This window comes from Armatimonas rosea, assembly GCF_014202505.1.
GTDB lineage: Bacteria > Armatimonadota > Armatimonadia > Armatimonadales > Armatimonadaceae > Armatimonas > Armatimonas rosea.
Genome location: NZ_JACHGW010000004.1, coordinates 530333 through 552078, shown reverse-complemented (window position 1 = coordinate 552078; position 21746 = coordinate 530333). Strand labels below are relative to the sequence as shown.

General features: G+C 64.2%; 18 protein-coding genes. 7 read left to right on the top strand and 11 right to left on the bottom strand.

From position 1 onward, the window contains the following. Positions 1-31: 31 nt before the first annotated feature. Genes HNQ39_RS22070 through HNQ39_RS22060 form a run of 3 tightly spaced genes read right to left on the bottom strand, consistent with a single transcriptional unit; the run spans position 32 to position 3588 of the window. Positions 32-2209, bottom strand: a complete 2178-nt coding sequence (locus HNQ39_RS22070; protein ID WP_184202043.1) for a ligand-binding sensor domain-containing protein — start codon at positions 2207-2209, stop codon at positions 32-34. Beyond that, positions 2202-2864, bottom strand: coding sequence for a Uma2 family endonuclease (locus HNQ39_RS22065; RefSeq protein WP_281380312.1), 663 nt, complete (start codon positions 2862-2864; stop codon positions 2202-2204). Before HNQ39_RS22065 ends, HNQ39_RS22070 begins: the two co-directional genes overlap by 8 nt. Continuing rightward, positions 2848-3588, bottom strand: a complete 741-nt coding sequence (locus HNQ39_RS22060; protein WP_184202037.1) for a hypothetical protein — start codon at positions 3586-3588, stop codon at positions 2848-2850. The genes HNQ39_RS22065 and HNQ39_RS22060 overlap by 17 nt, the downstream gene beginning before the upstream one ends. 89 nt (positions 3589-3677) lie before the next feature. Between HNQ39_RS22060 and HNQ39_RS22055 the strand changes: the two genes are divergently transcribed. After that, positions 3678-4646, top strand: a complete 969-nt coding sequence (locus HNQ39_RS22055) for an aldo/keto reductase (RefSeq protein WP_184202034.1) — start codon at positions 3678-3680, stop codon at positions 4644-4646. Here HNQ39_RS22055 and HNQ39_RS30685 read toward each other — a convergent pair. Genes HNQ39_RS30685 through HNQ39_RS22040 form a run of 3 tightly spaced genes read right to left on the bottom strand, consistent with a single transcriptional unit; the run spans position 4624 to position 9070 of the window. Further along, entirely contained in the window at positions 4624-5037 is a 414-nt protein-coding gene (locus HNQ39_RS30685; protein ID WP_184202030.1) for a phosphatase PAP2 family protein, read from the bottom strand. The two genes, HNQ39_RS22055 and HNQ39_RS30685, sit on opposite strands and share 23 nt — an antisense overlap. A 38-nt stretch (positions 5038-5075) precedes the next feature. After that, positions 5076-6275 carry a ligand-binding sensor domain-containing protein gene (locus HNQ39_RS22045; protein ID WP_184202027.1) on the bottom strand — a complete coding sequence of 400 codons (1200 nt, stop codon included), beginning with the start codon at positions 6273-6275 and terminating at the stop codon, positions 5076-5078. Beyond that, positions 6272-9070, bottom strand: coding sequence for a VIT domain-containing protein (locus HNQ39_RS22040; protein ID WP_184202024.1), 2799 nt, complete (start codon positions 9068-9070; stop codon positions 6272-6274). Before HNQ39_RS22040 ends, HNQ39_RS22045 begins: the two co-directional genes overlap by 4 nt. A gap of 93 nt (positions 9071-9163) precedes the next feature. Between HNQ39_RS22040 and HNQ39_RS22035 the strand changes: the two genes are divergently transcribed. Both HNQ39_RS22035 and HNQ39_RS22030 read left to right on the top strand, forming a co-directional pair. Next, the gene (locus HNQ39_RS22035; protein ID WP_184202021.1) at positions 9164-10027 is read left to right on the top strand and encodes an NAD-dependent epimerase/dehydratase family protein; all 864 of its coding nucleotides are present in this window, start codon (positions 9164-9166) and stop codon (positions 10025-10027) included. Positions 10028-10175: 148 nt separating this feature from the next. Further along, a complete protein-coding gene (locus HNQ39_RS22030) occupies positions 10176-10988 on the top strand; it encodes a metallophosphoesterase family protein (protein WP_184202018.1) in 813 nt (270 codons plus the stop codon). Positions 10989-10994: 6 nt separating this feature from the next. On the opposite strand, the gene HNQ39_RS22025 is transcribed toward HNQ39_RS22030, so the two are convergent. Next, positions 10995-12608 (bottom strand): hypothetical protein, encoded by a 1614-nt coding sequence (locus HNQ39_RS22025; RefSeq protein ID WP_184202015.1) that lies wholly within the window; start codon positions 12606-12608, stop codon positions 10995-10997. Between the two features lie 142 nt (positions 12609-12750). On the opposite strand from HNQ39_RS22025, the gene HNQ39_RS22020 reads away from it, so the two are divergent. After that, on the top strand, positions 12751-13713 hold the full coding sequence (locus tag HNQ39_RS22020; RefSeq protein ID WP_184202012.1) for an aldo/keto reductase: 963 nt from the start codon (positions 12751-12753) through the stop codon (positions 13711-13713). A 54-nt stretch (positions 13714-13767) separates the two neighbouring features. Here HNQ39_RS22020 and HNQ39_RS22015 read toward each other — a convergent pair whose 3' ends face one another. Beyond that, on the bottom strand, positions 13768-17001 hold the full coding sequence (locus HNQ39_RS22015) for a VPS10 domain-containing protein (protein ID WP_184202009.1): 3234 nt from the start codon (positions 16999-17001) through the stop codon (positions 13768-13770). Positions 17002-17049: 48 nt separating this feature from the next. Between HNQ39_RS22015 and HNQ39_RS22010 the strand changes: the two genes are divergently transcribed. Both HNQ39_RS22010 and HNQ39_RS22005 read left to right on the top strand, forming a co-directional pair. After that, on the top strand, positions 17050-17646 hold the full coding sequence (locus HNQ39_RS22010) for a phosphoribosylanthranilate isomerase (protein WP_184202006.1): 597 nt from the start codon (positions 17050-17052) through the stop codon (positions 17644-17646). A 220-nt stretch (positions 17647-17866) separates the two neighbouring features. After that, a complete protein-coding gene (locus tag HNQ39_RS22005) occupies positions 17867-18523 on the top strand; it encodes a GNAT family N-acetyltransferase (RefSeq protein ID WP_184202003.1) in 657 nt (218 codons plus the stop codon). A 187-nt stretch (positions 18524-18710) separates the two neighbouring features. Here HNQ39_RS22005 and dapF read toward each other — a convergent pair whose 3' ends face one another. Genes dapF through miaA form a run of 3 tightly spaced genes read right to left on the bottom strand, consistent with a single transcriptional unit; the run spans position 18711 to position 20757 of the window. Then, positions 18711-19556 (bottom strand): diaminopimelate epimerase, encoded by an 846-nt coding sequence (dapF, locus tag HNQ39_RS22000; RefSeq protein WP_221290230.1) that lies wholly within the window; start codon positions 19554-19556, stop codon positions 18711-18713. Then, on the bottom strand, positions 19553-19831 hold the full coding sequence (hfq, locus tag HNQ39_RS21995) for an RNA chaperone Hfq (protein WP_184202000.1): 279 nt from the start codon (positions 19829-19831) through the stop codon (positions 19553-19555). Before hfq ends, dapF begins: the two co-directional genes overlap by 4 nt. Continuing rightward, positions 19828-20757, bottom strand: a complete 930-nt coding sequence (miaA, locus tag HNQ39_RS21990; protein WP_184201997.1) for a tRNA (adenosine(37)-N6)-dimethylallyltransferase MiaA — start codon at positions 20755-20757, stop codon at positions 19828-19830. The genes hfq and miaA overlap by 4 nt, the downstream gene beginning before the upstream one ends. Positions 20758-20871: 114 nt before the next feature. Here miaA and HNQ39_RS21985 point away from each other — a divergent pair, with 114 nt between their 5' ends. Continuing rightward, positions 20872-21723 (top strand): phytanoyl-CoA dioxygenase family protein, encoded by an 852-nt coding sequence (locus tag HNQ39_RS21985; RefSeq protein WP_221290219.1) that lies wholly within the window; start codon positions 20872-20874, stop codon positions 21721-21723. Positions 21724-21746 lie beyond the last annotated feature (23 nt).

Here is a 21746-nt window from a genome sequence, read left to right as displayed (position 1 = left end):
TTCTCTGCCCCGGTTCTCGGGGCGGAGAAACCTACCTGAGCTGGTCCCAGTAGCGGCCCATCCAGTAGGCGAGGAGCCAGTCGGTGGGCTTGTCTTCGCGCTCGCCGTTGCGGCCGATGACGGTTTTATACGGCTCTTGGTCCCACATGGTCAGGCCCATCTCGCTGCGGGGGACGAGCGTCTTGAGCATGCCATCGTCGGTGCCGGGCGTGCGCTCTAGCTGAATATCCTCGCGGCTGCGGTTGTCGACTGTCCACTCGATCATGTCCAGCGGCCAGTCACGGAGGGTCTCGATGGCGGGCTCTAGTGGGACGCGCTGGCCGGAGAACTGGTTGTAGACAAAGTCGTAGAAGGGGATGTGGTCCCGGGCGCAGGTGGCGTGCCACTGGCGGATCGCGGCGAGGGCAGCGGGGCGGAGCTCGGGGAAGATCAGGTGGTTGAAGAGGTTCTGGAAGACCATGCCCAGAAGCTCATCGTTGATATGCGTCCGCTCTGACGGAGTCCTATAGGCAAGGCGCTGCATGTTCTTGTCGTAGCCATGCTTTGCGATCAGGAGCCGGGCCGCGTCTTTGTATTTTTGCTTCTTGGTGAGATGGTAGGCAACCCCCAGGTGCGCCAAGATCTCGGTCGAGTTCCCGTACCTCTCCTCGTTCCAGTTCGGGTCGCCGTTGAGGCTCTCCGGGGACCAGTTGCCCCACTGGGTCGCCTTGCCGTCGATATCTTGCAGGACAAAGCCATGGTCCACGATCCCCCCGACAATGCGGTCTACCAGCGCGGCGACCCGTTTTTTCTCGCCCTCGTCGGCGGCGAGGTCGTAGTAGAGCGCGTAGCCGTAGAGGTGGCCGTCGATCTCGTCGGAGCTGGCATCGCGCTTCCAGAGCCACTTGCCGTCGTGGCTGAGTACCCAGCGCTTCTCGATCGGTTTCTCGCGTGGGTTGTCGCGCTGCATTTTGGCTAATTCTTCGGGAGTGAAGGTGCGGTCGGTCTCGTGGAGCGGGGCAGTGCCGGCGGGCAGGACCGAGCGAGCGATAAAGTGCGGCGTTCCGGTCACCTCTTGCAGGAGCACCATGGCGTTGAAGGCCGCGCGGGCATTGGCGCGCGCCTCGGGGTTCTTGGTCACGGCGTAGCGCAGCGACTCCACGGCCATGTACATCCCTGTATGCTCACCGTCGTTGTCGTCGTCCTCGATAAAGCTCTCGGTGAGATCACCGCGTCGCTTGAGCACGGCCGGCCCGACCAGCCCCAGCGGGCGGATGTGGCGCTTGCGTACCATGTCCAAGAAGTAGTCGGCCTTCTGCGCGAGCGTGAGCTTCTTGCGGTGGATCGCATCGACACCTCCGGCGGTTCCGATCCAAGCCGTCCCGTCGTCGGCGAGGGCCACGGCGCGGGCATCGTCGCTGGTGAGCCAGCGGCGGCTGTGGCGCAGGCTGAATTTCTGTGTCTTCGTGTCGTAGCGTGCCACCCCGAGCTTGGTCGCGATCCAGAGCCGCCCGTCTTTATCCGCGGCGATTGCGCGGGCGTGGCGGTTGGGGAGCCCCTGCGCCACCCCAAGCGATTTCACTCGGGTCGTGCCTCGGTAGAGATCCACGCCGCCGGTCGAGCCCATCGCGACAGTGCCATCGGGGAGGGGCGTGAGACAGTAAACATTGCTGCTCAGGAGCTGGTCGGGTGTCCCAAAGCGCCGTGCGGGCGTGCCATCGGACGTGTGCTGTAGGTACAGCCCACTGGCGGTGGCGATCCAGAGGTGGTTGGTATCGAGCGGGGCGATTGCCCGAATCGCCTGGTGCCAGCGCCCTTGAATCGCCTGCCAGCTCCCTCCCGCGCGACGTCGCCAGATGCCCTTTGGCCCCGCGGCGTAGAGCGTACCCTCTTTGCCCAAAGCCAGCGCACAGATCAGCGAGCCCGAGACACCGCCCGGCACGACACGGTCACTGTCGAGCCTAAAAAGCCCCTGCCAGCTCCCGATCCAGAGCGTGCCTGTGGCATCGCGTTGCAGGCAGTGGCAGGGGCCCAGCGCCTCGCCGCCTACCGCGCCGCGCCACGCGGCACCGTCGCGATAGAAGACGCCTGCCGCTGTCGCGCACCACAAGCGTCCTTGGGAGTCGAAGGCGAGGGCACGGACATCGTTTTGCTCGGGAGTGGCGAGAGGCGCGGCTTGGTGCCAGTCCTGCCAGAAGGGGGTATCGGCGATGGGGAGCATCTTAGTCATTTTTCGTTCTGCGAAGCTGCTCCAGCTCCGCTCTCAGGCGTGCGATCTCGCTCTGCGCCTCTGCGAGTGTGGGCAAGAACTCGCCTGTTGCCGGGTTAAAGAACCGCAGGCGCACGCCATCGGCAGCCAGCTCTAGGCCTAGCTGCTCGGAGGCAAGCCGACCGTTTTCCTGGGGCGCGATGGGCGAGTACATCCCAAGCGGCGTCATTCGGTAGCCACGAAGCGAGGGCTTGAGGTAGTCGCCGGTGGGATCGAAGAGAAAGTACTCGGGGATGCGGAGCTGCTCGTAGGTCTGCATCTTGTCGGAGACATCTTCTTTTTGGGTTTTCTTGCTCGTGAACTCAAAGACCACCGCAGGGAGCGCATCACCCTCCTCCCAGCTCTTGTAGGAGTTCCGGTCGCGCTGCTCTGGCCCAAAGACCACGTAGGTATCCGGTGAGAGCCGCGCTTTGGGATCGCCTTCTTTGTAGTAAAAGAAGTTATTCCCCGAGACATAGACCTCATGGGAGCGCGAGGAAAAGTGCCAGAGCAAGGCACTGACACTGTTGGAAATCAGGAAGCGGTGGGCATCGGTTTCAGCCATGGGTTTTCCATCCGAGTCAGGGTAGTGCACGGCTCGCCGCGAAGCGAGGTGGGGATCAAAGGTCAGGGACATGGTCGTTGCTCCTTAGGTATTCTATCCCACGGGGAAGTTTTGAGCGGCGCAGGCGGTAGGTCCAGCCTGGGTCGTACCACCAGAGTCGCCAGCGGAGCACTCGCCAGACGTCAAACCAAAAATACTCCTGCTGGTAGCCAAGGTGTCCACGCGGTGTTGTGTGGGGGAGAAAGTAGCCACGGGCACGCTCCCAGAAGGCAAGAAACTCGTGGGAGTAACGCTCCGTTGGTTCGGTATCCGGCTCACTCCAGCGGGTCTGTTCGGGGAAGAAGACGCAGCCACACGCGGAGCACTCGATCGCCTCGCCTCCCTGTAGACGCCAGCAGTTACGACAGTAGGGGCAGTGGCAAAAGACATCGCGAATGCCAAAATCGCAGTGCCCTGGCCGGGATAGCTCCGCATGGAGAGGCCGTTTGGTTCCGAGGCGCAGTGCACGCAAAAAAGTCCAGTGCTGGACACGGCGGTGGTAGTCCGCGTACTCTAGCTGCTCGAATACTTTGTAGAGAAGGAGGCACTGCTCGGGTGTGAGAGGGGAGTGCACCCAGAGCCCCCACCAGCGTGGGGTGGTCTTCTCAAACGCGGCATCGAACTGCTCGCGCACTCCGGCCAGGCCGATCAACAGCTCCAGGAGTGCTGCACCTTGCTCGGTGAAGAACTCGCAGGGCAGGAAGGCACGAGGCGAGCCCTCAAGGTGCCAGAGGATACCGGGTAGCGTGTCGGCCATACAGGGGCTAGATTCGGGAAACAGCGGGGGCAATCCTGCCCGAATGGGTAGTGTCTCCGCGCCGTTGGGGTCGTGTAGAATTCCAGCCTATGAAGTACCGAAAAATTGGAAAAACGGACCTCGAAGTCTCTGAGGTCAGCTTGGGTTGTTGGACAATGGGGGGCCTGAACTGGGTCAATGGAAACCCCAATGGCTGGGCGAATGTGGACGAGGACGAGATTGTCGCGGGGATTAAGACAGCGCTCGATGCCGGGGTGAACCACTTCGACAACGCCGATGTCTATGGCAATGGCAAGGCCGAGCGGATGCTGGCGCGGGCGCTGGACAAGCTGGGGGTCAAGAGCGAGAGCGTCGTGATCGCCACCAAGATCGGGCACTTTCCCGGCACAGCGGCCCATGCCTACGAGCCCGCGCACATCCGCCACCAGTGTGAGCAGAGCCTGATCAACCTCAAGCGCGAGTACATCGATATCTACTACTTCCACCACGGCTGGTTTGGCGAGCACCTGGAAGAGGCGGCGGCGACCATGGACGCGCTGGTGGCAGAGGGGAAGGTGCGTGTGAAGGGCCAGAGTGCCTACTCCACCGACGATTTTGCCAAGGCGATTCCGGTGGTCAAGCCCGATGCGCTCCAGAGCTGGGCACACGCGCTCGATGACCAGTTTGTGCGGCCGGGGGCGCGGCTTCAGGAGCTCATGGACGAGTACGGCTGTACGTTTGTGGCGTTCTCACCGCTTGCCCAGGGGCGCCTGCTGGATAAGTTCGACCCCACCAAGCCCCCCACTTTTGAGCCTGGCGATCATCGGCTGGGCAACCGTGGGTTTGAGGCGGAGGCGATCCTGGCACTCAAGCCCAAGCTGGAGAAGCTCAAGGCCCGCTTCGGCGCGACCACCGAGGACCTCTCGGCGGTCGCCCAGCGCTACATTCTGAATCTCGATAACGTCGCCTGTGTCATCCCGGGCTTCCGCAACGAGCGCCAGGTCAAGTGCAACCTCGCGGCGGTCGAGCGGGAGCTGAGCGCGGAGGACATGGACTTTATTCGGGCGAGCCTCGCGTAAGTCTCCAGAGCGCAACCGACACGCTGGTGGCCAGCACCACGGCCCCCAGCGTGTCTCCTAGTGAGTGCCAGCGCCCGTAGATCAGGCTCACCATCATGATCAGAGTGAGTGCCACTCCGACCACGAGCCAGCGTGGGCCGCGTCGTAGGAAGAGAAGTGCTGTACTGGTGGCGGCAAAAGTGGTGTGGCCGCTTGGGAAGCCCTTGTGCCCCGGCCAGACCGGAATCGCCTTGCCCAGCTCCGCCAGCCCAACCGCGACCGACAGGGTGAGGATCGCCCGGAGCCAGAACGGCCACGCGGCGCGCAGCCCCTTTCGCTCCCCGAGAAGCAGGAGGCAAAAGAGCGGGTTGATCGCTGTCGAGAGAAAGTCTGCCACCGCAAAGAGGGTCACGGATTGAGGATACGTGGTCTGCCAGCGTTGTGCAATTTTTAAGCCTGGTAGAGGGCCGTGCGTGCCCCGATCCACAACCCTAACGTGGCTCCCTGACAGAGCGCTTGTGCCTCGTGGATCGCGGGGAGCGACGTGCCGGGGGCGTTGACGGTGAGGACTTTCTGGCGGGTTGCGACCAGCAGGCTATTTCTGCGGGGCTCCAGCGCGGTCACTTGCTGACCGTCGGTCTGTGGGAGCCTTTCCCAGCGCGTCGCACCAGGGCGGAGTCGCGCCAGACCGCCCACAAATGTCCCTGCCCAGAGCGTGCCGTCGGGTGTTTTTTGGAGCGCCGTGAGCCAGTCGTCGGGGAGGCCGTGGCGCTCGTCGTGGCGGGTGATCGTGTTTCCAGAGAGCTCATAGAGGCCCTTGCCTTGCGTCCCCAGCCAGAGCCTCTCACCGTCGAGTAGGGCGCAGGTGAGCGGCGTGGCGCGGAGGGCCGGGAGGTCGAAGTGGTGGGTCCAGGTGCCGTTGCTCAGGCGTGAGAACCCGCCCCACTGGAGCACGATCAGCGTGCGGCCGTCCGAGGCAAGCGCACTTACCTCAGGGCGGGGGAGGAGCGGCTTGAACACCGCACGCTCCCAGCGCCCCTGTGTCAAGCGGTCCACCTGGCCGTCTCCGTGGCGCACGAGTAGCTGCTCGCCATGGATCAAGAGCTGGCGGGGGGCGTCGGAGGAGAGCAGTGGGGCGCGGAGCTGGCTCCAGTGCTGGCCGTCGAAGGTGACCAGGCCCTGGTCGAGTGTGCTGGCGTAGAGCGTTTTCTGGTACTCTGTGAGGGCCTGGATGTTGTGGTCGGTGGGCTCGCTCTCATGCTGGGTGAGGGGCCTCCAGGTGGGGCCGTCTTGCACCCATGCCCCTTGTCGCCGCACGCCGATCACCAGTCTCCCGTTCCAGCGGGCCAGCGCCGTGACCGCGCGGAGGTGGGTGGGGAGGGATGGGCCAGGGCGTTGTGCCTGCCAGAGACAGCTATCGCCAAAGACCGCCGTGAGACCGTCGGGGAGGCACGCGGTGACCACCGCGCCGTGGGCGCGGGGCGGCAAGGGAGCGTTGCAGCGGGTGGGGAGGCACTCCTGGCGGGAGAGCACCTGGGTCTTGCCGTTTGCAAACGCTTGGAGGACACCGCCGCTCGTCTCGATCCGCAGGCTCCCATTGGGGAGGGCATGGAGCGCGGTGATGTCACGGGTGCTGGTAAAGGCTCTCATCGCGTCTCAAGCTCCGTCAGCTCCGTTCGGTTGTGGGCGCGGTCGGTGACCACTACCGTGAGGTTTGTCGGGAGTGCGTCGAGGAGGGTGAAGAATCCGCCGGGCTGCCCGGTCGGGGTGAGCGCCACGGGCTCGGCACCCGCGAAGAACGCTGTGGCACGTCGGGCGTCCGCTGTGGCGCGGACCTCCAGGCGCACTCGTCCATCTGGGAGGCGGGTGAGAGAGCCCTGAGCCTTGGGGGCGTCCATGTCCACGGTCACGGGGAAGACACGCGCCTCGCGGTGGCCGTCGGCGTGGACAATCGTGACATGGATGTCCCAGGCACCGGGGCGGGCATGGGGGGGCACATCGAAGCGCAGCTCCCAGCGCTGGTGCTCGGGGCTCCAGGCAAGCGGCTTGACACTGCCATCGGCGAGCTGCGCGACCACCTGCTGCGCGTCTTTTGGCGCGTCGATTGCCAGCAAGGGGTCGCCAAAGCGGGCGTGGAGGGCCTTGCTGCGAGCACGGAGCGCGGCAAGTGCGCGAGCATCCGGAGCGGGCTGGTTTTCGAGCGTGTCGAGCTCGGTGTCGGTGAGCAGGAGCTCGATACGGAGCTTGGCATAGTCGCGGCCTTTTTCGCGTGCCGTCAGCTGCTCCAGCTGCTGGGCCAGTGCGCGGAGCCGCTCGCGGTTGGGGGGGAGCTTACGGCGCTCGGCGAGGAGCTGGCTTCTCAGGGGCTCGTCGTTATCGTAGGCAAAGGGGGGGAGGGGCGGACGGGAGGTTCCTGTGGGCTCCTCAACCTGCCGAAGCTGCTTTTCGAGGGTGGCGATACGGTGCCGGTCGAGCCGGGGACGGCGCTTCTCGAAAGAGAGATCTCTCAGGAGGGTCTGGTACGCATAGGTCTCGGTGATGGGGGCAGGCAGCTCTGCAAGCTGCACAAGGTGCCGCACGCGGGGCTGGACGGTGGGCGCGTTCTCAGGGTGGTTGCCCGCGAGCTCCTTGACATAGGCCTCGGTGACCTCTCGGAGCTGGTATCTCGCCTGTTCCTGCACCACCTTCTCGGGAGTCGTGCGGACCTCACCGGGCTCTGTCCGAAGACGATTGAGCAGCGGGGCTAGCGCTTTCTTCGCGACAGCCAGCTTCGTGTTGAGGTCGGGGAGGCGGTCGGGCTCGAAGGACTGAAGGTGGTGCCCCACCTCTTCCTGCAGGTGGCGGATACGCTCGAAGACAAGGGGCTGCATCGCCGTCTCGATATAGTGCTCCTCCGAGAGCCCCGTGAGGCGTGCGAGGCGCTGAACGAGCGCCTGGTCCACGGGCGACGGTGTCAAGGAGTCGAGCTGGGCATGGGCGAGGTGCTGGCTCGCCTGTGCGACCGCCTGCGGGCAGAAGTTCTGGAGGGCATCCTGCGCGGAGACCTCCTTACCCAGCTTGCGGATGTGGCTGACGAGCTGGCGGGCGCTGTCGCTGGAGTCTTGGTTTGTCTGAAAGAGCACGGTGAGTTTCCGGAGGGCTCCCAGAAGCTCTTGCTGGGCATACGGGGCACGTGCCTCCCAAAGGAGCGGCAAGGGATCGATGCCGATGCGCTCCGCCTGAGCAAAGAGCCTCTGTCGTGCCGTACGGTCGCCTTGGACGACTCGTTCTGCGAGGGGATAGAGATCGTCGCTGAAGGCGGAGCGGAGCAGCTCTTGAGGGGTGTGCTTGGTTCCCTTGCAGCGGCTTGCCAGGCGAGCGCGGAGCACGGCCGTGGGCCGATGGCGGCGGATCGCCTCAGCGAGTGCGTCGGTGGCGACTTGGATCTCGGCTTCGCGCTTCTCGGTCTCGTAGCGCTCTCGCTCCGCGACAGGGATCGCGATCCAGCTGGTGTGGGCACAGACAATCCCATGGCGCAGGCTAAGCGCGACTGCCTGCTGTCGTGAACTCTTTCCGAGCGCCGTGAGCTCCTGCGCCGCCCAGAGCTTGGCCGCGGGGCCGTTGGGCTCGGGCTTTTGGGTTGCCTGTCGGTAGCGCCCCGTGACAAGCCAGCCTGCTCCGAAGGCTTTCCGGTGCACCGCGTAGCTGTGGGCGGGGGAAGGGGCGTCTTTCTGGAGGCTCGTCAGGGCAAAGAAGCCATCGCGCCCGCCCGATGGTGCCGCGAGCAGGGAGTCGCCGCTCCCACTAACCCGTACCCGGAGGTTTTTATCGGGGCGCGTGTTTTGGACCGAGTAGTGCAGCGTGCTGCCCCCAGCCCCCAGCCCAAGGTTGTTCTGAAGCGTCGGCCAGCCCACCACGGAGACATCGGCGGTGCAGTCGTCGAGGTAGGGAGCCTCTTTGTCGAGGGCGAGGGGCAGGGTAAAGACAGCGGAGCCATCGCGGTCTCGGGGGAGAGCGCTGACATAGACCAGCTCGATCCGCAGGTCCGCGTTGGGCTCGACCGGGAAGATGCGGGCGCGGAGCTTGTTCTTTCCCACCAGCTCCACGAGGGCCGGGTCGCGCTGGCGGGTGGTGATCGCCTTGTAGATCGCCGCCGCCCGCTCGCGCTCCGCGATCCGAGCCGGGACTTTTTCGTCGCCGTACCAGTAGGCAAAGGCGGTGGCGACCGCGCCCTCAGGGAGCTGGTAGAGGAAGTCCGCCTCGATCCGCTGGTAGTGGGGATTGGCATAGCACAGCGTCCGCGTGGTGGTCGCCACTGGTCCCGTGATCTTGACATCGGCGTGGAGTGTCTTGAGAATCAGGGGAGTAGCGCTCTCTCCGTGCGGCTTGAGGAGCGCCTGCGCCACGGCGGCGGGGGCGAGAGCGACAAGAGGGGCCAGGGTGAGGGGAGCGAAGAGCCAGCGCATTTATTTTTGGTACCTTTGACTACTTTTGTAGTCTGATTTTATCTCATGACTATAGTTATAGTCAATACCGCCGGCGGGTATAATTTCCCCGCCATGAAAATTCTTCTTACCGGTGCCAATAGCAATGTCGGGCGGGGCATGATCCCTCGCCTTCTCGCCGCAGGCCACACGCTCGTCCTCTCCGATATCAACAAGCTCCCCGAGAAAGAGCCCTTTGTCGGGCTGGAGTTTGTCCAGGCCGATGTCCAGATCGGAGTCGGGCTGGAGCGGGCCGCTGCGGGCTGCGATGCCATCCTCCACCTGCCGGCCTGGCACGGGATCCACTGGAACGCCAAGACCGAGGCGGACTTCTGGCGGCTCAATGTCGATGGGACTTTCTGGATGTTCCAGGCGGCGCAGAGCGCGGGGATCAAGAAAGTGGTCTTTTTGAGTTCACAGGCATGGCACGGGCACTACGACAAGTACGGCTTCACCAAGCGGATCGGGGAGGAGCTGTGTGAGTACAACAAGCAGCGGCATGGGATTCAGTATGTCGCCATTCGCCCCGCCGACTTCACCCCGTACCGGGACTTTCTGCACTTTGGGACACGCCTGCTCTACGGCGGCGTGGACCGTCAGGATGTTCTCGACTGTATCGAGGCGAGTGTCGCCTACACCGGCAGTGAGAGCTTCTACGTGAACGCGGTCAAAGCCAATGCCTTCACCGACGATCAGACGGCAGGCTGGGAAGCCGATCCATTAGCCACCTGTGAGGCGATCTTCCCCGGCTCGCGGGCACTGGTCGAGAAGTACGGCCTGGATATCACCCGCCGCCCGCACCGCAGCAACGCCGAAGAGTCCCCGCTGGGCTGGATGCCCCGCCGGCACTTTCGCAGCTTTCTGGATGAGCTAGAGTGGATCGAGCGCAAGAAATCTATCGACGAGATCCGCGCCCTCGGCTGTGACTACGCCGCGTAAGCGCCCCATGGAATGAGGCGTCTGCAGTGGCGTCGTTCCTCCGCCGCGAAGCCTGTTCCAGGCTGGGGAAGTAAGTTCCCTAGCCCGGCACGGGCTTTGCAGCCGCAGGCTACTGCAGACGCCGGTTTCCAACCGGCGGGAGAAGAATATGGGATTCAAGTTTGTTCATCTGACCGACACGCACATTCAGCCGGAGCTCAAGGCCTCGGAGGGCGTCAAGAAAGCCATCGAGGCGATCCGTAAGAGCCGGCCCGCCTTCTGCCTGCACGGCGGCGATGTGGTGATGGACGCCGCCGCCGTCGATCGTGCTCGCGCCGAGCAGGTCTACGATCTCTGGGGCGAGGCATCGAGCAACCTGGGCGTGCCCGTCCACTACGCCTGCGGCAACCACGATGTCTTCGCCCTCACCGGCCCGGAGCAAGGCAAGCGCGATACCGACAAGCAGTACTGGCAGCGCCGGGTCTTCCAGAGCGAGCGCTTCAAGACCTTCGACCAGGAGAACTGGCGCTTTGTCGTGCTGGACGTGGTGCAGACCGAGAGAGACCGCTGGTGGGCGGAGCTGGACACCGAGCAGCTCAAGTGGCTCGACGATCTCCTGCGCAAGACCGACAAGCGCCAGCCTTTAGTGTTTCTCACCCATGTCCCGCTCTTTACTGCCATCAACCAGTTCACCAGCGGCACGACAGTCGCGGTAAAAGACACCCAGATCGTGAAGAACGCCAAGACATTCTTTGAGCTGACCGAGCGCCACAATGTCAAAGCGGTCTTCCAGGGCCACACGCACGTGGTCGAGGAGGTCGTCTACAACGATGTCCACTACATCACCGGCGGCGCGGTCTGCGGCGACTGGTGGAAGGGCCCGCGCCTTGGCCGCCACCCCGAGGGGTTTATCGAGGCGGAGGCCAAGGGCGAGGAGCTCAAGTGGCGCTACATTCCCTACGGCTGGAAGGCTCAGAAGTAGGCCACCTCACGACCTCTGCCTCTCCGGGGTCATGTCTCTTGGGAGGGGCAGAGGCGCAGGATAGCTCCGTCCTGGCACCGGCTCCGGTACGGTGAAGGGCAGGGTGATGGAGCCTCCCCGGTCCAGTCGAATCGAGCGGTTGTTGTTCCCATCGTCCAAGGTGGCCCCGTTCGAGACCCCGACTGCCAGGGTGGCGTAGTCGCCCGCATCGCCGGCATCCGTGGCCGTGATCTGGAGCGTGTGTGCCCCCACCGTGATGGGGCAGCGCTTGAAGCTACGGCTTCCCCCCTTGGGAGTGCTCCCTAAGTTCACCCCATCCAACGAGACGGTGAAGACATCATCTTGGTCTGGGCCGTTGTCCGAGACGACGATTGCGACCGAGGGGAAGGGGAAGGATCTCTCCGCAAGCACGGCCTCGGCGATCGTGAACGGGTAAGAGATATCGGAGAGGTCCACGTCCACAAGGCTCGCCAGGTCCCGAAGGAGCCCACTGACCCGAATTCCCACCTCGCCGTCGAGCGCACCACGGACACGGGCATCGACACCACAGCTATCCTCTGCGAGGTTGACCGTTGCATCCGCGTTGATCCGGGGGCTGAGGCTTGCGTAGGGGCCAACCAGCCCATAGACCATAAACTTAACCTCGGCAATAATTTTAAGCTCCGCAGCCATGGCCCCTTTGGCGGTTTGGATTCCGCCCGACTTCGATGACGAGACCCGTGCGTGGGTTCGCCAGCCTTGGCCCGGTCGCCAGGTCGCCGTGGCCGCGCCGCCTGCACTCACGCTTCCCGTGACACTGACCTCCGCATCGGCGCTTGCGGCGGCGACAACCTTGATCTCCAGGCTGGGGACGAAGACGACCGGCCCGGCTTCAATCGGGGGGAACGTGCGGCTGACAAGGACACGCTCGCCGTTGTAGGACGCGGAGCCGGCGGCCGTGATGGTCACCGAGCCGCCCGCACGGGGGAAGATACCGACCGCAAAGGCATTGAGAGTCGCGCCAGAAATGTCGATAATCAGCATCGGGGTGATGCGGAGGAACGCCGTACCCGTCAGCGTGATTCCCCCGCCCAGAGAAAACCCACTCTCCCCGTCCACGTCGCGGCCGCTCTGCCCAAAGTCGATGGCGAGGGTGGACTGTGTGGCCCCATTGAGCTCACTCTGCTCGTTCTCCGCGCCGGGGATCGTCTCGACCCAGCGGAAGCCGACACCCTTCTCCGAGGTCGCCAGGTCCCCAAAGACCTCTCGGCCCCAGGGGCGGTTTTGCTCAAACTGGAGCAGGGAAAAGGCATCGGTCAGGCGGGCCGGTGTCGTGGTGAGGGTCCAGGTATCCCCGGCCTGGCTGAGGGCGGTGATGCGCCGAAGGGCTCCCACACCCAGCAGACTGACCACCACCTGCCCCACGGCAAGCGTCGGGACACCTCCCCGGAGAACCAGCGTGCTGTCGGTCTGGGACACCAGTACCACACTACCGTCGTTGGGAATCAACCGCGCATCGGGCTGTAGCGTGTAGTCCGAGCGGTTTGTCGCCGGGAGGTTCAGGGCTCCGTCGCCCCCGCCCCCACAGCCATAGACAACCAGGGGCAGTATCGCCAGCTTCAGAAAGGTCAAACGTTTCATCACTTGCTCCCGTGGCACTGGGTTTGCGTGTCTAAGGTGACTACGTCGCTGCAGCCCCACAGCCATAGTTTGAAGGGTGCGCTAAAGTAAATCGTCCCCTGAGTGGCGTATTGGGTATGATCTTGGTGAGGAATCAATCACGATGCACTACACGAATCTGGGCCGCACTGGCCTAAAGGTCTCCCGGCTCTGTCTGGGAACCATGAACTTTGGCCCGCGCACCACCGAGCCGGACTCCTACGCGATCATGGACCGCGCGCTGGAGCTGGGCGTGAACTTCTGGGACACCGCCAATGTCTACGGCGGCAAAAAAGGCGAGGGCATCACCGAGCAGATCATCGGGCGGTACTTCGCGCAGGGCGGGGGACGGCGCGAGAAGGTCGTGCTGGCGACCAAGGTCTACGGCGACATGGGCGAGTGGCCCAACACCAGCCGCCTCTCGGCGCTCCACATCCGCAAGGCCTGTGAGGACAGCCTGCGCCGCCTCCAGACCGACTACATCGATGTCTACCAGATGCACCATGTCTGGCGCGATGCTCCCTGGGAGGAGATCTGGCAGGCGATGGAGCTCCTGGTACAGCAGGGAAAGGTGCTCTATATCGGCTCGTCGAACTTTGCCGGCTGGCACATCGCCAAGGCCAACGAGGCCGCCAAGCGCCGCAATTTTCTCGGGCTGGTGAGCGAGCAGAGCCTCTACAACCTCAACGCCCGCACCGTGGAGCGCGATCTCCTGCCCGCCTGTGAGGACTACGGCCTTGGAGTCATTCCTTGGTCGCCACTGGCGGGTGGCCTGCTGGGGGGTGTCTTGGGGGACATCGACGAAGGCTCGCGCCGTGCGGGGATCAAGCTCGACGATGCTGGGCGTGCGAAGATGGAGAAGTGGGAGGCGCTCTGTGCGGAGCTGGGAGAGTTCCCCGCCGATGTTGCGATTGCCTGGCTCCTGCACCAGAAAGTGGTCACCGCCCCGATTATCGGGCCACGCACCCAAGCCCAGCTCGATGGCAGCCTGCGTGCGCTGGAGATCTCCCTCTCCGCAGAGACCCTGACCAAGCTTGATGAGATCTTCCCCGGCCACAAGCCGTCGCCGGAAGGCTACGCCTGGTAGGTCAAACCGAAAAAGCCCCGGACACGCACCGCGCGTCCGGGGCTTTTTTTGTGGCTACTTTAGCTTCTTGGCGGCGCTGATCGCCTTCTTGGCGGCCTGGATCGCGGCCTCAGCTTCTTTCTTGTTGCCGGGGCTGAGCGGCTCGATCAGGGCATCGATATTCTGTGATGCCCTGCCAAGCCGTGTTGTCAGGGAGTTGCTGGGAGCGGGCCGCGGTGTGGGCTGCCCCTCTGCTCCAGACTCGCCGCTCCCGGTCGCACCGCCGGTTGCCGGGGGAGGCGTTGCCGTTGTCGGGCGGTTGCCCCCTTGGGGATCGTTGCCACGGAGTGCGCCTGGGGTTCGGCGGTTGGCCGGTGCGTTGGGATTGCCGCCGCCCTGACCTCCACGTCCGCCACCGCCGCCTTGCCCCCCGCCACCGGGGCGTCCTCCGCCTGCCGTAGGGGCGATCTGGGCGAGGAGCTCGGTGAGTTCCTTGAGCTTGGCATCGCGCTTCGGGCTGGCAGGCTCTTTCTCAAGCGCCGTGCGCTTCTCCGTGAGGAGCGTGCGTGCGGCATCGAGCTCGCCGTAGGTGTCCCGGAGCGCCGCGAGGATGTCATGGACCTCCTTGCGCTCCTTGTCGGTCAGGTGCGACCGGGGATCGTCGTAGACCGCCAGTGGCTGGGTCGAGGACTGGCCGGCGACGGTCAGGGTTGCGGTGTAGCTCCCAGGGAGCAGGCGCGGGGCCTGCACCCCGCCCCCGAAGCCACCGCCAAACCCACCGCCGCCTTGGTTGGCCGTGGCCGTCGGGGCGACCGCAGGGTTCTCTCGGATGTCCCACCGGATGAGGTTCCAGCCTGCCGACGGCTCCGCTTGGGTGAGCGTGCGGACTACTTTTCCCTTAGTGTCCTTGATCGTCAGGGTCGCCGCGCCCTTGACCTTCTCATCGAGGTAGAACCGGAACGGATTGCCGGTTGTCGGGTTGGGGGCGACATAGATCTTGTGCCCCGTGATCGCCTTGCGGCTTGCGATGCGGTAGGGCACGGCGGGCTTGACCGGCGCGAGCGTTACCGGAGCCAGCCCCGCTGCCTTTGCCTCCAGCGCCCCAATATCGTCGAGAATCCAGATCCCGCGGGCGTGGGTGGCGAAGATCAGGTCGTTCTCACGGGGGTGGACCTGGATGTCATCGACCGGAATCGACGCCGGGAAGGGCTTGTCGAAGCGCTCCCAGGTCGCGCCGCGGTTGAACGAGACATAGGCGCCGCGCTCGGTGCCGGTGAAGAGCAGGTTCGGCGTGCGTGGGTGGTCGCGGGTCACGCTGACCGTGGAGCCGTCGGGGAGGGAGCCGGAGAGCTTCTTCCAGGTCGCGCCAAAGTCCTCGGTGACAAAGATATAGGGCTTGAAGTCATCGCTGCGGTGGCCGTCGAAGCTCACGTAGCAGCGTCCCGCGGCGTGGGGGCTGGCATGCACGCGGCTGACATAGGTGCCCGCCGGGACTCCCGGAACCGTGCACTTTGTCCAGGTCTTGCCATCGTCCTGGGAGACCTGCAGCACGCCATCGTCGGTGCCCACCCAGATCACGCCCTCCTTCACAGGGGACTCACTGATGGTCTCGATCGAGCCGTAGGTGTCCTGCCCATCGTTTGCCGAGAGGGTCTTGGCAGGATCGACCGGCTTGCCCAGGATCGGGAGCTTCGTGCGGTCCGGCTTCCCCGTGAGGTCGTCGGTGCGGCGCCAGGTGTCGCCGCGGTCGAGGGAGATAAAGAGCTTGTTGCCCCCAAAGAAGAGCTTCTTGGGGTTGTGCGACGAGATCAAGATCGGGCTGTTCCAGTCGAACTGGAGGCTCTCGCCGGGAGTCTCGGCGCGGGGACGGATGCTCTTACGCTCGCCGGTGGCCTGGTTGAAGCGCGCAACAGCACCGCCTTGGCTCTCGGTGTAGATCACGCGCCAGTCGAGCGGATCGGCCTGGGCGTAGAAGCCATCGCCGCCCCCGACATTGAGCCACTCGTCGTTGGTCACCCCGCGGGCATCGAGCGTGCGGCTCGGGGCCTCCCAGGTGCCGTTGTCCTGGAGGCCGCCGTAGACATGGTAGGGGAAGCGCATGTCGTAGTGGACCTCGTAGAACTGGCTGATGACGATGTGGTTGAGGTAGTCCCAGGTCTTACCCTGGTCCCAGCTCACCTGGATGCCACCGTCGCAGCCCAGGAGCAGGTGGTCCGAGTCCTTGGGGTCGATCCAGAGCGCGTGCCCATCAGCGTGGACACGGGAGAACGGCGACGAGAACGTCTTGGCCCCATCGACCGAGACATAGGTGCTGACCCCTGTCACGTAGACTGTTTCGTCGTCGTTGGGATCGACCCGAATCTGCGAGAAGTACATGGGGCGTGGGTTGGTCTGGGCACGGCGCTCCCAGCTCTCCCCGCCGTCGTCGGTGCGCCAGATATAGCCATTGCCCTGCGCCGACTGTGTCCCCCCCTTGTTGTCGTTCTCCCAGGTCACGTAGACAATCTTGGGGTTCTTAGGATAGATCGCGATCCCGATGCGCCCGACCTCGCCGCTGGGCAGACCGCCCGAGAGCTTCTTCCAGGTCTTGCCGGCATCGGCGGTCTTGTAGAGCCCGCCATCGGCGCTACCGCCCGCAAACCCAAAGGCCGTGCGCCGCCGGGTGTAGGCCGCCGCGTAGAGCGTGTTGGGATCGCTCGGGTCCATCGCCACATCGGTTATCCCCGTATCATCGTTGATGTAGAGCGACTTGGTCCAGGTCTCCCCACCATCGACCGACTTGTAGAGCCCGCGCTCCGGGTTGGGGCCCCAGAGCTTGCCCAGCGCGGCGACATAGAGCACCTTGGGGTCTTTGGGATGCACCACGACTCGTCCGATGTGCTGTGTCTTCTCCAGCCCCAGGTGCTTCCAGGTCTTGCCGGCATCGTCGGACTTGTACATGCCGTAGCCCCACGACGAGCTCTGGCGGTTGTTTGCCTCGCCGGTCCCGACATAGACAACATTCGGGTCGCTGGGGGCGATGGCGATATCTCCGATACTGCTGGTCTCGTAGCCATCGAAGATACTCTCAAAGGTCGTGCCATGGTTGGTGGTCTTGAAGATCCCGCCCGCTGCCGTGGCGACATAGTAGGTCTTGGGATCGGACTCCACCACCGCCAGGTCATCGATACGCCCGCCCATGATCGCCGGGCCGATATTGCGCCAGCCGAGCTCCTGGAGGACAGGATCGACCTTGGTCTCCTGGGCGAGGAGGGGGGTGGTCAGCAGGCTCAAGCTAAGAATTGTTAAAGGGAGAAAATGGCGTTTCATGCGGCGATTTTACCTGTAACTGCCCGAGAACGGGGGTAAAATCTTAACATGCGCATCAAAATTTGTGGAATAACCAACCCCGAAGACGCCCGGCTGGCGGTTGAGGCGGGTGCGGATGCCCTAGGGTTTATCCGAGTGGAGTCCTCACCACGCTATATCCCCGAGGCGGATGCCCATGAGATCTACCGGGAGGCTGGCCCGTTTGTGACGGTCGTTGCGGTCGTGCGCCGGGTGGAAGAGGTGGGCAGTGCCGAGTGTGATGCCATCCAGTTCTACGAAGGTCCTGCCCCGACATCGGGGAAGGGGATTCGGGTATTCCGTATCAAGGATGCGCTGAGCCTGCCCGCGCTGGCCGAGTACCGGGAGCCAAATACCGCGATTCTCCTAGACACGTACCACGAGCAAGCCTTGGGCGGTGTCGGTGCGACCTTTGATTGGTCCCTGGCAGTGGCCGCAAAAGGCCTCCAGCCCCATCGTCGGTTGATTCTGGCTGGCGGCCTGACTCCCGACAATGTCGCCGAGGCCGTGCGCCGCGTGCGGCCCTACGCCCTCGATGTTTCGTCGGGGGTGGAGGCGAGCCCCGGAAAGAAAGACCCCCACAAGCTCCGCGACTTTATCGCCGCCGCACGCCAGGCCGCCGAATAGAATTTGGCGGCTGCAGTGGCGGGCGCGAAGCGCCTTCAAATGCCCCTACGGGGCCGCCGCGAAGCCCGGGTACCCTCTGGGTGCGGGCTAGCCTCCCCCCGGCGGCACTACCGCCGACCCCCTCCGGCAAGCGAAGGGGGACAGCTTCGGTAGCCCGGCACGGGCTTTGCAGCCGCAGGCTACTGTTGACGCCGATTTCCAATCGGCGGGATAATAGCCCATGCGAACTGCACCCTTTGACACTTCGTGGAGCCTCCCGCCGTATGTCGAGCACGTGGGCAAGTCTATCCGCCTCGTGCCGACCGATCCCACCCGCGATAGCCTGGAGCTCTTTGTCGCCGGGCACACCGACAGCCCGGAGGCGCTCTGGCGCTACATGACCCGTGGGCCTTTTGCCAGCGAGGCGGAGTTTCGGGGCTACTTGGAGGGGCTGCAAGGCCGCGATGACTGGCAGCCCTACACGGTGCGGCGCATCGACGATAGCGCGGCGCTGGGGATGCTCTCGGTGATGCGGATCGAGCCACGCGATGGGGTCGCGGAGCTGGGGAGCATCTGGTACACCCCCAAGGCGCAGCGCACTGCCACCAACACCGAGGCGATCTATCTGCTGCTCCGGCATCTCTTCGAGGCCTGTGAGTACCGCCGCGTGGAGTGGAAGTGCGACTCCCGCAACGAGCCCAGCGCCGCCGCAGCCCGCCGCCTTGGCTTTACCTACGAGGGGTGCTTTCGTCAGCACATGATCAGCAAAGGAGCCAGCCGCGACACGCTCTGGTTTGCGATGCTGGATGGGGAGTGGCCTGAGAAAAAGTCCCACTTCGAGCGCGTGCTCTACTCGGGGGAGAGTATCTCGCTGAGCGCGCTGAACGCTACGCTGTGATCGCCCCGGTTAGAGCGAGGCGTCTCGCCCCGATAAACCGGGGCGTCTTACTGTCCTCGTGCCTCGGACACAAAGGGCTTCGCCCATGCCGAATATGGCCGGAGGCCTTCGTGTCGGAGCTTGCGACGATAGCAAGACGCCCCCGTTCATGGGGGCGATCTCAACGGAGCGATCCAAACGCGGGCGATTAAAGCTCGATGGTCCCATGGTAGACCAGGGTCGCGGAGCCGGTCATGTAGACATGGTTGTCGATGCCCCACTGAATCCTCAGGTCGCCGCCGGGGAGGTGGATGAGAATATCGCGGCCCGTGAGACCGTTGAGGTGCGCTGCCACCCCGACCGCGCACGCGCCGGTGCCACAGGCGAGGGTTGGGCCTGCGCCGCGCTCCCAGATCTTCATCACCAGCTCATCGCGGCCCACCACTTGGGCGGCGTGGACATTGGTGCGCTTGGGGAACGACGGGTGGTTCTCCAGCTGCGGCCCGATCCGGTGGATCAGCTCGTCGGTGGCCTGCTCGGGGAAGAAGACAATATGCGGGTTGCCCATCGAGACACCCGTGATATAAAGCAGCTCGCCGCCGATCTTGAGGGGCTCGTGGAGCACGGTTCCCGACGGCCCTTCCATGGGGAGCTGGGCACGCTCTAGGCGCGGCTCGCCCATGTCCACGCGGACCTGGGTCACCTTGCCGTCTTCTACCGTCAGCACCAGCACCATGATCCCCGCCAGGGTCTCGACCGAGAGCTCGGTCTTGGTGGTGAGGCCAAAGTCGTAGACATACTTGGCGAAGCAGCGGATGCCGTTGCCGCACATCTCCGCCTCGGAGCCATCGGGGTTGAACATCCGCATGGCGAAATCGGCTGTCTCGGAGGGGAGGATCGAGATCGTCCCGTCCCCCCCGATTCCAAAGCGTCGGTCGCACAGAGTCACGGCAGCGGCTTGAATCTGCTCAATGGTCGGTGCGCCCGGCTGTGTGTGATCAAACACGGGAAAGTCATTGCCAATCCCGTGCATCTTGACAAAAGCAACCGTCACTCGGCGGTCTCCTCAACAGAGCTGGGCTCTCCCTCGGTGTTAGGAGTGCCTTCTGGGTGCAGGCGGACAGGGCGCATAGGAACGATGCTCGTCACGGAGCTCTTGTAGACCAGCTGTGTCGGTCGACCGGGGGACTCTAGCAGGATGGTAAAGGCATCGAAGCCACGAACATGGCCACGGAGCTGCACAGAGTTCATCAGATAGATCGTGACGGCAATATTCTCCTTACGGACCTGGTTCAGGAAGAGATCCTGAAGTGCCTGTGTTTTATTCATACGGATATCCCTATTTCCAAGCGTTCGGCTATGTCCTGTGCCGATTCGCCTTCATGTATTATTAACCAATGTACGGCGGGATCGTTGCGGAACCAGGAGAGCTGCCGCTTGGCATAACGCCTGGTATCGCGCTTGATCAGTGCGATTGCGTCCTCTAGGGGAACCCCTTCGCACTGGAATTGTACCAGATGTCGGTAACCGAGGCTTCCCAGGCTCTTGACATCGTGTGTAATTCCCGATCCTAGCAGGTTTTGTACCTCTTGGAGAAAGCCAGCTGCCATCATCTGGTCCACCCGCTGGTCGATCCGCTGGTAGAGCTCCTCGCGCGCCCGGTCCAGCCCAATGAGCTGGACACCGGGCCGGAGCACCCCCCGAATCCCTTCTGGCGTGTGGAAGCTGCTCATGGGCTGGCCGGTGACCTCAAATACCTCCAGGGCGCGAATGATGCGCTTGCCATCGCCGGGCTGGATCTTGGCGGCCGAGGGCGGATCGACTGTCGCGAGCTGGGCATGGAGCCAGGGCGCACCGTGCGCCTCCACCTCGGCCCAGCGCGCCTCGCGAAACGCGGGCTGCGGTGGGACGGCGGGAATGGAGAGCTCGGCGGTGACTGCACGGACATAGAGCCCGGTGCCCCCGAGCAGGATCGGGAGCTTGCCACGGGAGCGAATGTCGGCGATTGCCTCCTCCGCGAGGCGCTCGAAGTCCGCCACCGTGAAGTCTTGGTCGGGCTCCACTACATCAATTAAGTGAAAACGTACCCGCGCCTGCTCCTCTTTGGTGGGCTTGGCCGAGCCGATATCCAGCCGCTTGTAGACCGCGACCGCATCCGCGCTAATCAGCTCCCCATTGAGACGCTCCGCCAGCGCGATCCCCACCGCTGTCTTTCCCACTCCCGTGGGGCCAACCAGTGCAATCAATTTTTCCACCCAGGCAGTTTACCCCCTAACCCCCGCCCGGCAGGGGGACAAAATGGAATCCGATTCCGCATATCCCCCCCGTTGGACGGGGGCAGGGGGGGCGAGGGGATGTACAATAGCGCCATGGAATCCGCAAAGCCGCAGGCCCTTGCCTACGTCCCCGACCCCGACGACCTCACCCAGATCGAGCGCGACCTGCGCTTCCACCCCGCCATCACCCAAGAGCCCAAGGCACTCTCCCTCGCGCAGCTGGCGCACTACAACCAGCACGGCTACCTCCGGCCCGTGCCGATCTTCACCGACGACGAGATCTCCGCGCTCCGTGCCCGCTTCGACGATGTCTTAGCCCAGACCCTGGCCTCGGGGGGGAGCAGCTACTCCATCGCCACTGCGCACCGCAAGTACGGCTTTGTCTACGATATCCTCAAGCACCCCAAGATCGTCGCGGCGGTCTGCGATATCCTCGGCCCCGATGTGATCGGCTGGGGCGCACACTTTTTCTGCAAAATGCCCCACGATGGCAAGAGAGTGGACTGGCACCAAGACGCCGTGTTCTGGCCGCTGACCCCGAGTAAAACCGTCACCGTCTGGCTCGCCATCGACGACGCCGACCCGGAGAACGCCAACATGCGCTTTATCCCCGGCTCGCACGTCCACGGCCCCGTGATGCACCTGCCCTCCAGCGCCGCCGAGGACAATGTCCTGAACCTAAAAATCGAAAACGCCGAGCAATTCGGCGACGCCCCCGTAGACGACACTCTCAAAGCCGGCGAAGCCTCCCTCCACTCCGACCTGCTCCTCCACGGCTCCGAACCCAACAACTCCGACCGCCGCCGCTGCGGCCTCACCCTGCGCTACTGCGCCGCCGAGGTAAAAGCCCATCTCGGCTGGGATGACAAGGGAATTGTCGTGGCCGGCGAGGACCGGGCAGGGAACTGGAAGAACGCGGCACGGCCGGGGGAAGCGGGCGCATAAATGAGCCCGCTGTTGCGGCAAGC

Coding starts and splice junctions, on each gene's coding strand:
- HNQ39_RS22070 (WP_184202043.1), bottom strand. CDS start 2,209: ATGACTAAGATGCTCCCCATCGCCGATACCCCCTTCTGGCAGGACTGG.
- HNQ39_RS22065 (WP_281380312.1), bottom strand. CDS start 2,864: ATGTCCCTGACCTTTGATCCCCACCTCGCTTCGCGGCGAGCCGTGCAC.
- HNQ39_RS22060 (WP_184202037.1), bottom strand. CDS start 3,588: ATGGCCGACACGCTACCCGGTATCCTCTGGCACCTTGAGGGCTCGCCT.
- HNQ39_RS22055 (WP_184202034.1), top strand. CDS start 3,678: ATGAAGTACCGAAAAATTGGAAAAACGGACCTCGAAGTCTCTGAGGTC.
- HNQ39_RS22045 (WP_184202027.1), bottom strand. CDS start 6,275: ATGAGAGCCTTTACCAGCACCCGTGACATCACCGCGCTCCATGCCCTC.
- HNQ39_RS22040 (WP_184202024.1), bottom strand. CDS start 9,070: ATGCGCTGGCTCTTCGCTCCCCTCACCCTGGCCCCTCTTGTCGCTCTC.
- HNQ39_RS22035 (WP_184202021.1), top strand. CDS start 9,164: ATGAAAATTCTTCTTACCGGTGCCAATAGCAATGTCGGGCGGGGCATG.
- HNQ39_RS22030 (WP_184202018.1), top strand. CDS start 10,176: ATGGGATTCAAGTTTGTTCATCTGACCGACACGCACATTCAGCCGGAG.
- HNQ39_RS22025 (WP_184202015.1), bottom strand. CDS start 12,608: ATGAAACGTTTGACCTTTCTGAAGCTGGCGATACTGCCCCTGGTTGTC.
- HNQ39_RS22020 (WP_184202012.1), top strand. CDS start 12,751: ATGCACTACACGAATCTGGGCCGCACTGGCCTAAAGGTCTCCCGGCTC.
- HNQ39_RS22015 (WP_184202009.1), bottom strand. CDS start 17,001: ATGAAACGCCATTTTCTCCCTTTAACAATTCTTAGCTTGAGCCTGCTG.
- HNQ39_RS22010 (WP_184202006.1), top strand. CDS start 17,050: ATGCGCATCAAAATTTGTGGAATAACCAACCCCGAAGACGCCCGGCTG.
- HNQ39_RS22005 (WP_184202003.1), top strand. CDS start 17,867: ATGCGAACTGCACCCTTTGACACTTCGTGGAGCCTCCCGCCGTATGTC.
- hfq (WP_184202000.1), bottom strand. CDS start 19,831: ATGAATAAAACACAGGCACTTCAGGATCTCTTCCTGAACCAGGTCCGT.
- HNQ39_RS21985 (WP_221290219.1), top strand. CDS start 20,872: ATGGAATCCGCAAAGCCGCAGGCCCTTGCCTACGTCCCCGACCCCGAC.